This window comes from Microcystis sp. M015S2 (assembly GCF_020245945.1).
In the GTDB taxonomy this organism is placed as follows: domain Bacteria; phylum Cyanobacteriota; class Cyanobacteriia; order Cyanobacteriales; family Microcystaceae; genus Microcystis.
In genome coordinates this window covers 26,704-34,997 of record NZ_JADBTX010000139.1, presented here as the reverse complement: position 1 = coordinate 34,997, position 8,294 = coordinate 26,704, and the positions used below count along the sequence as shown (strand labels likewise).

The 8,294-nt window shown below is 44.6% G+C and carries 8 protein-coding genes; 2 read left to right on the top strand and 6 right to left on the bottom strand.

Annotated elements, in window-relative coordinates:
• The 5 genes from IM473_RS22045 to IM473_RS22025 all read right to left on the bottom strand — a co-directional run.
• Positions 1 to 686 (bottom strand): hypothetical protein (locus tag IM473_RS22045; RefSeq protein ID WP_287690557.1); only part of this gene is annotated, 686 nt, incomplete at its 3' end.
• 135 nt (positions 687 to 821) lie between these two features.
• On the bottom strand, positions 822 to 1,172 hold the full coding sequence (locus IM473_RS22040; protein ID WP_287658478.1) for a hypothetical protein: 351 nt from the start codon (positions 1,170 to 1,172) through the stop codon (positions 822 to 824).
• An 11-nt stretch (positions 1,173 to 1,183) separates the two neighbouring features.
• On the bottom strand, positions 1,184 to 1,693 hold the full coding sequence (locus tag IM473_RS22035; RefSeq protein ID WP_016515953.1) for a hypothetical protein: 510 nt from the start codon (positions 1,691 to 1,693) through the stop codon (positions 1,184 to 1,186).
• Positions 1,694 to 1,724: 31 nt separating this feature from the next.
• Positions 1,725 to 3,176 carry a phage tail sheath C-terminal domain-containing protein gene (locus IM473_RS22030; protein ID WP_287658477.1) on the bottom strand — a complete coding sequence of 484 codons (1,452 nt, stop codon included), beginning with the start codon at positions 3,174 to 3,176 and terminating at the stop codon, positions 1,725 to 1,727.
• A gap of 1,131 nt (positions 3,177 to 4,307) precedes the next feature.
• Positions 4,308 to 4,469 carry a CAB/ELIP/HLIP family chlorophyll-binding protein gene (locus IM473_RS22025; RefSeq protein WP_487353236.1) on the bottom strand — a complete coding sequence of 54 codons (162 nt, stop codon included), beginning with the start codon at positions 4,467 to 4,469 and terminating at the stop codon, positions 4,308 to 4,310.
• A 258-nt stretch (positions 4,470 to 4,727) separates the two neighbouring features.
• Between IM473_RS22025 and IM473_RS22020 the strand changes: the two genes are divergently transcribed.
• Both IM473_RS22020 and IM473_RS22015 read left to right on the top strand, forming a co-directional pair.
• The gene (locus IM473_RS22020) at positions 4,728 to 6,290 is read left to right on the top strand and encodes a B12-binding domain-containing radical SAM protein (protein WP_287658475.1); all 1,563 of its coding nucleotides are present in this window, start codon (positions 4,728 to 4,730) and stop codon (positions 6,288 to 6,290) included.
• A gap of 259 nt (positions 6,291 to 6,549) precedes the next feature.
• Complete coding sequence (locus IM473_RS22015; protein ID WP_287658473.1) at positions 6,550 to 7,629, top strand: AOC03_06830 family ribosome hibernation factor; 1,080 nt, start codon at positions 6,550 to 6,552, stop codon at positions 7,627 to 7,629.
• A 2-nt stretch (positions 7,630 to 7,631) separates the two neighbouring features.
• On the opposite strand, the gene IM473_RS22010 is transcribed toward IM473_RS22015, so the two are convergent.
• Positions 7,632 to 8,075, bottom strand: coding sequence for a molybdenum cofactor biosynthesis protein MoaE (locus IM473_RS22010; RefSeq protein ID WP_287658471.1), 444 nt, complete (start codon positions 8,073 to 8,075; stop codon positions 7,632 to 7,634).
• Positions 8,076 to 8,294 lie beyond the last annotated feature (219 nt).

Sequence of the window (8,294 nt, the reverse complement as noted above, 5' to 3'; positions counted from 1 at the left end):
TGATCTTCGTTAATTATCCCTTCCCTGCTCAAGGGTAAAGCGATGTTTGTTGTTTCTCCTAGTTGTTGGCTGGTTGGGGAATTCGGTATTCTTGGTAACTGTTGCGCGGGAGAGGCGATTTCTGCTTGAGTTTTGGCTGAACTTTTCTGTTGCTGTTGCTCAACTTCCAGACGTTGAGCTAAGTTTTTAAGTCCCTCAATCTGTAGTTGAGATTCCGGCTGAGGGTGGAAAGAAGGTGGACTACTTTCCGCCTCTTTTTTCAGCTTAGGTTCGGAGATGGGATTAATCCCGTCTTGATGGGAGGCGAGTTCCTCAGAAGACAGTGCTGTTGCTCCAGAAGATGGCTGGTTTTCGCTTGCAGATGCCGATTGCTCACCGCCTTCTTCAAAATTTGTGGTGCTGAAGCCGGTGGTGAGCAACTGTTCTAGCTCGACAAATTCCCGATTAATTGCAAGCAAGGGCTGAATTTCTGCTTCCAGTAGGCTGATTTGCCCGAGAATTTCCTGTCTTAAGTCTTGATCTGCCAAGCAACCGACGCTCTGATTACTTAACCAGTCCTGAAAATCCCGGCTCAGAGTTTTGCCTAGTGCTACCCATTCATCCTGCCCTGAGGAGGGAACTCTTCTAGGAACGTTACTCGTAGCGTTCCTAGAAGCAGTCGGTGGGTTGAATCCTTTATCGTTCATAGTTACTGACAGTTTCTGCTGTGAGCATTTGTAGATAGATGGACACCTGTGCCATTGTCAGTTCCCTCACCTGCTGAGGAGTCCAGCCAAAGGCACGAGCTAAGCGATACCCTGCCTGAACTAGGGGAGATGCTCTTAACTCGTCAATGGACTTTTTTTTTCGGTCAGTCCGCTGATTTCTCGAATCTGTATGACCAAGAAATTGACTAAACCTAAGTGCATTCGCTTGATTTGCTCTAAAGAGAGGCTCGGCTGAACCAGGGATTCTTTGATCATCAACAAGGGAATCAGTCCGGCATCCTGTTTGGCGGCTTTCATAATCAATTGAAACGTGCCAATGGTCAGGGGGCGCATCTGGACGAGGGGCGGTGATTCCAAGGGGGCTTCTGCCTGGCCAGGACGCAAGACACTCAAGGGGATCACCACATCAAAGGTAATGGCAGCACCAGCTAACAGTTCTTCTGGAGTCAGGGAAATTTCAGCCATAATCTTGGTTCCTAGCCTGCGGTTTCTTCACTACCAATCCGTAAAGCGCGGAAGGTAACTGCTTCCATGACAAAATCATCTTCCGGCAGGCTAAAATTCCAGTTTTCAAACTTGACTCCAAACAGGACAAGTTTGCTGCTATTGTCGGGAAGCGCTGGATTTTTTAGGCTGATAACGATGTTGAAAGTTGGTTGGGCGAGTGGGTCGGCTGGTGGGGGACTGTTGGCGGCATCGCCCAACAGCAACCGCAAGAGTGCGCCGTTAATGTGAGCGCGTTCGGCAACGCCTGAAACATTGACATTACCGGGGCGAAGTTCGCTAGGAAAGCGCTTGCCAATTTCGTGATAGGGTCTGACCTCGTTGTGGACGTTCACCTGCACATTTCGCAGTCGCCCTACGATATTAGAAAAGTCATACTCATTAATCAGTCCATCCGCCAGTTTTCCTTCTTCGGTGGCTTTATCATCGACAGCTAATACCAAGGTGGCATCAGACCCCCGAAAAACGTTGGTATTGGGCATAGTTTTTCTCCTCTGGGAATCGATAGGTCGGTTAACCGAGATACATGGTTACTTTGATGAAGTCAATGCTGAAGGTCGGTCGCAGGGTCACGGTAACGATCGCTTCTCCGGCAATTTCCTGGGCTCGGTTAGCAGTGACTGTTAACTCATAGCTAATCAGGGCTTCATCCTGTACCATGCGCGTCAAGAAGGCATCCAGGGTAGCTTTCATCGCCCCCCGCACCCGCTCGTTGTTCAACTTGCCTATGTAGGGATTGCAGGCGGAACGCACCCCGTAAATTGCATAGTCAACAATCCGCCGAGTAGTAATCTGATGCCAGGCGGAATTGGTGGCGGTGGTAATGCCTTTAACCACCCGAAAACCTTCCCGTTTTTCGATCGCCAGCACTCGGTTGCCGACGAGCTTTTCCAACTGAGACATGGAAAACTCTTTGGAGAGACCAGGAATCGTCAAAGGTTTGTTGGTGGGACTAGCCTGCACCGGCAGAGATGCCAGTAGGCCGGCGACTGCTGCTGCTGTGTAAGCGCCTGAGAGTTTGACCTGGGGTGAGATTTGCAGTCCTGGAGCGACAAAAATCAGGCGCTCGCTATTCAAGCTGTGTTTGGCGATCTCTTCAACATTATCAGAAGTTCCGCTACCAATAAGGCCGATCCGTTCTCGCTTGATTTCTGCGGTTGCGCTCAAATGACCCAGCAGTGCTGCCGCCATCTGGGAGTTACTGGCATCCTGTCCAGCCAGCAAAACCAGGTTTACCAGTTCATTCTCCAATTGTGCCAGACTATTTTTATAGTCACCAGCACTAGCAGATCCATCGGAGCCTGCGGCAAAATTCTCATAAATGCCGGTGCTTTGCCACAAACTATTGGGGAACGATTCGTCTGTTGACTCGGAGCTTGAGGTAGATTCCTCATTAATATTACCGGTGTTTTTCGGCAAATCATCGGAGACCGATCCTTCTGTTAGAGTGGCAGTCACTAAAGTAGAACCTTTAGTCTGGTCATTGACTTGCTTTTCCAGGTCGCCGGACTTAGAAATGGTATAGGTTTCCTTAGTGGTCTGATAGGTTAGCTCCACTTTCTTGCTGTTAGCAGGCGAGTCGGCATCGCTGATTTTGATCTTGATGTCATTGCCCCAAGTTCCTGGAGTTTTTGCCTCCAGTGTCACCGTATCTGTGTCGGAGCTATCTTTGATTTGGTAGGTAGCTTTGGTGGCTGTAGCACCTGTACGAACTGCATAGACAGTCTTGCCGCCATTGTTGTAAATCTGCTCCAGTGCTTGAATTAGGGTTAGTTGGCCAGCGGGATCAATTTCCCCGAAAATTTCCTTGGCTTCAGAAAAACTACCAAGAATTTGTACCTCATCCACTGGTCCTTTGGCTGCGGTTCCAACAATTCCGATATTTCCTGAAACAACCTGACCAGCACTAATCAGTCCTTCATCTCGTACTGTTACATAAGTACCCGGTAAGATGGCCTCAACCATGAGAGGTTCCTCCTATTTTGGGAAAATTTTAGGTTTATCGTAGCCACCCGGTTTACTCTCGTCGTCATGCTTGGCAGTCGTGCCAAGCAGAGAACAAACTCACAAGCGAGCCGATCTAATTGTAGCCGACATTCCGCAGACCTTCATATACTTTTATATATTTTTACATTCCCCAAGATGTTTTGACGAAAAACCTTCATTGTAGAAACTACTATTGAGAACATTTTCAATAATTGATTTTTTCTGAGAAAAAATTACAATTCTTTACCTTATATTAGTAAAAATTATCAATTTAATGTTAAGAAGTGCGGAAAGTGGGTTATAAACCAGAAGTGTTGAATAATAGCTTAATAATGCAAAAAAGCGACTAAAATATGATATTCTAGCCGCATCCAACTGATAATGATTATTATCATGATGCTAAACTCTTGGCTCTTCTGGTTTCTGTGTGGAAACAAGGTCTATACTAATAGTTTAAGTAGTTGGACAAAAGTAAAATTAACTGTGGGGTAAGGAGTCGGTCGTCAGGCTATCATCAGATGAAATTAGTGATGGGCGTAGATGCTGAAACTGGTTCTCTTGGAGAAAGTCATACTAAATCCGTTGAGTATAGGCTACTTATAAGGACAGGCACTCATGCAAGAGGCAAAAGACAACAGGGTGAATAAATAATCAGTTTTTGATAACCAGATTTAGTGTAAAATGTCGGGTTATGGCTGTCACCATTTAAATTTATACAATATACAATATTAATCGTATATTTGATTTTGCGGCTTAGGTAAATTCCTCAAATATATGGGGATACTTTACTTAATAAACTTCGCCATGTTAACTTAATTTTATCACAAGAGGGAAAATTAGGCTCTCTCGGCGAACACCTGTTCTCGTCAGCTTGTATGTAAAGTTTTATGTACGGATTCAACATTTCTGGGATTTTGGGTAATTTCTTAAAGATTCCCTCTGTCCTATTGATACTACTCACTACTTAGCTTCACGATCAGTGATTATTGTTTACTGATCACTGAAAAATCTCCCCAACCTCCCACTTAAAAAGGGAAAGAGCTAGGCTCCTCCCCTTTTTTTAATAATTTATTCAAGACGATTGTAGATGCACACCAATCGCGGCTGAAATTACATTAAGCCTAATTGAGCAAGGATGCCTTTGTGGGTCAAGTATTCCGTAGCTACGCCAATAACGAAACCGAGCATGGCTAAACGACCATTCCAGTTTTCAGCGAAAGCGGTGAAGCCGAGTTTGTTTTCTTGCTTATCCATGGTGAATTGCCTTCCTATAATAAAATTGCATTTGATTCAAGTGCTTGATATTAAATGTAACATAACTTTCCAGACTATGCAACATTTGTTTACATAAATTTTATTAATGTTGACCATAAACTTTTATGGGGGTAGGGTCAGGGGTGGGCAATGGCAGCCGAAAATCAAGCCTGATCCTAGTTCTAGGGCTAAATAACGGTTTTCCCATCCCTGACCGAAAAAGATTACAATCAAGCGAAAGGTCAAGAATCGATCGCCATCGAGCGAGGAGTGAATATGCGCGCCTTACTGATTTATCCCGTTTTTCCGCCGACTTTCTGGTCCTATAACAAAATTCTGGAATTAGTTGATCGCAAAGTCTTACTTCCTCCCCTGGGTATGGTGACGGTGGCGGCGATTTTACCGCAGCAATGGGAATTTAAACTGGTCGATCGCAATATTCGGGCGGTGACAGAAGCAGAATGGGACTGGGCCGAAATAGTCATTCTTTCCGGCATGATCGTGCAACGTCAAGATTTAATCGAGCAAATTCACGAAGCCAAACAACGGGGTAAACTGGTGGCTGTGGGTGGTCCCTATCCCACTTCTATCCCCCATGAAGTGGCCGAGGCCGATTTTCTGATTCTCGATGAGGGAGAAATCACCATCCCGATGTTTGTAGAAGCATTGGCAAGAGGAGAAACCAAAGGTGTTTTCCGCACCACAGAAAAACCCGATGTGACAATTACCCCGGTTCCACGCTACGATCTGCTCGATTTTGAAGCTTATGATTCCATGTCGGTGCAGTTTTCGCGGGGCTGTCCCTTCCAGTGCGAATTTTGCGATATTATCGTTCTCTACGGTCGTAAACCCCGCACCAAAACCCCCGCACAATTATTAAAAGAATTAGATTATCTCTACGAGTTAGGTTGGCGCCGGGGCGTGTTCATGGTGGATGATAATTTTATCGGCAACAAGCGCAACGTTAAATTACTCCTCAAAGAATTAAAAGTTTGGCAAGAAGAACACCAGTATCCTTTCCGGTTTAACACGGAAGCGTCGGTAGATTTAGCCGCCGATCCCGAATTAATGGAAATGATGGTCGATTGTTATTTTGATGCGGTCTTTTTAGGTATTGAAACCCCCGACGAAGAAAGTTTACAATTAACCAAAAAATTCCAAAATACCCGCAGTTCCTTAACCGAGACGGTAGAAAAGATTATTAAAGCCGGATTGCGCCCCATGGCGGGATTTATCATCGGTTTTGATGGCGAGAAAAAAGGAGCGGCCGATCGCATCATTAATTTTGTCGAAGAAGCGGCCATTCCCACGGCTCTATTTGGAATGTTACAAGCTTTACCCAATACCGCCCTATGGACTCGCTTGGAAAAAGAAGGACGACTACGATTAACGGGGAAACAGGACATTAACCAAAGTACCCTAATGAATTTCGTTCCCACCCGGCCGATCGAAGATATTGCCACAGAATATATTGAAGCCTTCTGGAAATTGTACGATCCAGAGGTATTTCTTGATCGCACCTATCGCTGTTTCCTGAAATTAGGGGCACCTAAAGCTAAACCTGCCTTTAAACTGCCTCGCCGGGCTGATCTCTATGCCCTAGCGGTAATTATCTGGCGACAGGGCTTTAAACGTTCCACTCGCTGGAAATTTTGGCAGAATTTATTCGGTATTTTGCGTCATAATCCCGCCAATGCCGAACACTATATCACTGTCTGCGCCCACAACGAGCATTTCCTGGAATACCGTCAGATTGTTCGGGATGAGATTATGGCACAATTAGCCGAATTCCAGCGCCAAGAGGCATTAACATCGGAAAAAACCGCGATAGCGGCCTAATTATTCCGAGGATGGGTAAATCAACCCATCCTTAATATTTTCTGTCCTGATGGTGGACGATCGATAAATCAATAATATTCCTATTTTCTGGTTAAAAATTCCCTCAATCTCTGCCAAAGCAATTCAGTATAAATTCTTAATTTTCTAGATATAATTACATTTTTTCCCTAAGATGTTAGCTTGAATACTGAATAAATCGTGAAATCTTGATAAGGCCAGTATTTTTAGCTCCTTAACCCTATAAATCAAGGGAAAGTCAATGATTACTCGTCAAGAACTTAAGAAACTACAATCTCTAACTCAAATACCCGCCCTTTCCATTCTCTTACCCACCCATCGCACCTCACCGGATAACAAACAAGACCCTATTCTCGTTAAAAATTTGGTCGATGAGGCAAAGCGCCGATTATCGGAAGAATTCTCTAAACGTGAAATCGAACCTTTGTTCGAGCGCCTCGATAGTCTCGTGGCTGAAATAGATTATCCTTATACTCTAGATGGATTAGCTCTCTATATTGGTCCGGATATTGCCAAGCTTTATAACTTGCCTTTTTCTGTCCAGGCAAGAGTTGTCATCGATAAAACCTTTGCCACACGGGATTTAGTTTATGGATTACATCGAGAACAACTCTATTGGCTGTTACTATTAAGTCAGGGTTCTACTCGTTTAATCTCAGCTACAGGAGAAACTCTCGAAGAAATTCGCGATCAGAATTTTCCCCTAGAAATGACTGGACCGGGGGCCACCGCACCACTGCCCTTTGATGCCGATACCAGTTATCTAGATGATAGAATCCGGCGATTTTTCCAGCAGGTAGATAATGCTCTGGGTGAATACATTGACATTGATGATTCTTCCCCTTTGATTGTGGGTGGAGTGGTTCGTCAAATTTCCTTCTTTCAAGAAGTTTCACAGTACACATCAGCAATTGTTGGCACTTTAACCGGCAATTTTGATAAAACCTCACTGTCAGAATTAATTCCGCAAGTATTGCCGATTATGCATTCAGTGCGTCAGACTCAAAAAACTGAAGCCCTGCAAGCTTTGGATGCGGCAGTCAGCGCTCAAAAAGTTATCTCTACCCTGGGAGAAGTGTGGCGTTTAGCGCAGGAAGGTCGAGGAAAATTGTTATTAGTGGAGAAAAATTACCATGTACCCGCAGTTTTAAGCGAAAATGGTGATTTGATACTGGTGGAAAACGTCGGTGGTACGGAGGTAATCGATGATGCAGTGGATGAAATTATCGAAGTGGTATTGGCCAAGGGAGGACGTGTAGCTTTAGTCGAGGAGGATTCCTTGAACGATTACCAAAAAATCGCCTTGATTTTACGTTATTAGACCTAAGACTCCGTTTCACAGGCCCCAATACTAACCCATTGACTAGAACCATCAGACCAGTATTCTTTTTTCCAGATGGGGGCATTATGCTTGAGAGTATCGATAGCATAACGACAGGCTGCGAAAGCTTCCCCCCGATGGGGACAACCCACAGCTACTAAGACGCTAATTTCCCCGATTTGTAGCTTACCGGTGCGATGGTGAATGACAACTCGATTGGTATCGGGCCAGGTTTGTCGAATTTGCCGAGCAATTTGCCGGAAAACCTCCATCGCCATGGGTTCGTAGGCCTGATAATCAAGATAAATAACCGGTTTACCGTCGGTTTGCTCTCGTACAGTGCCACTCATTAGTACAATAGCACCATTAGCCCCATCATCGGCTAATTGATATACTTCCTGCAAAGATAAGGGAGCAAAACTGATGCGAAAATTATCTAGCGTCATGGATGAGGTGATGGGGGTTGGGGAGTGGAAATTATGAATTATCAATTATGAATTATGAATTATGAATTATCAATTATGAATTATGAATTATCAATTATGAATTATCAATTATCAATTATCAATTGGCGAGGGGGGGAGCAGGGAGAAGGGAGAATAAAAAAAATAAGGTTCTTCGTTACTTGGTATGGTTCGATAGGGGGGCATAAATCGACTAAATCC

Excerpts from the sequence above, each read along its gene's own strand:
- IM473_RS22030 (WP_287658477.1), bottom strand. The coding sequence starts at position 3,176 with ATGGTTGAGGCCATCTTACCGGGTACTTATGTAACAGTACGAGATGAA.
- IM473_RS22035 (WP_016515953.1), bottom strand. The coding sequence starts at position 1,693 with ATGCCCAATACCAACGTTTTTCGGGGGTCTGATGCCACCTTGGTATTA.
- IM473_RS22040 (WP_287658478.1), bottom strand. The coding sequence starts at position 1,172 with ATGGCTGAAATTTCCCTGACTCCAGAAGAACTGTTAGCTGGTGCTGCC.
- IM473_RS22020 (WP_287658475.1), top strand. The coding sequence starts at position 4,728 with ATGCGCGCCTTACTGATTTATCCCGTTTTTCCGCCGACTTTCTGGTCC.
- IM473_RS22015 (WP_287658473.1), top strand. The coding sequence starts at position 6,550 with ATGATTACTCGTCAAGAACTTAAGAAACTACAATCTCTAACTCAAATA.
- IM473_RS22010 (WP_287658471.1), bottom strand. The coding sequence starts at position 8,075 with ATGACGCTAGATAATTTTCGCATCAGTTTTGCTCCCTTATCTTTGCAG.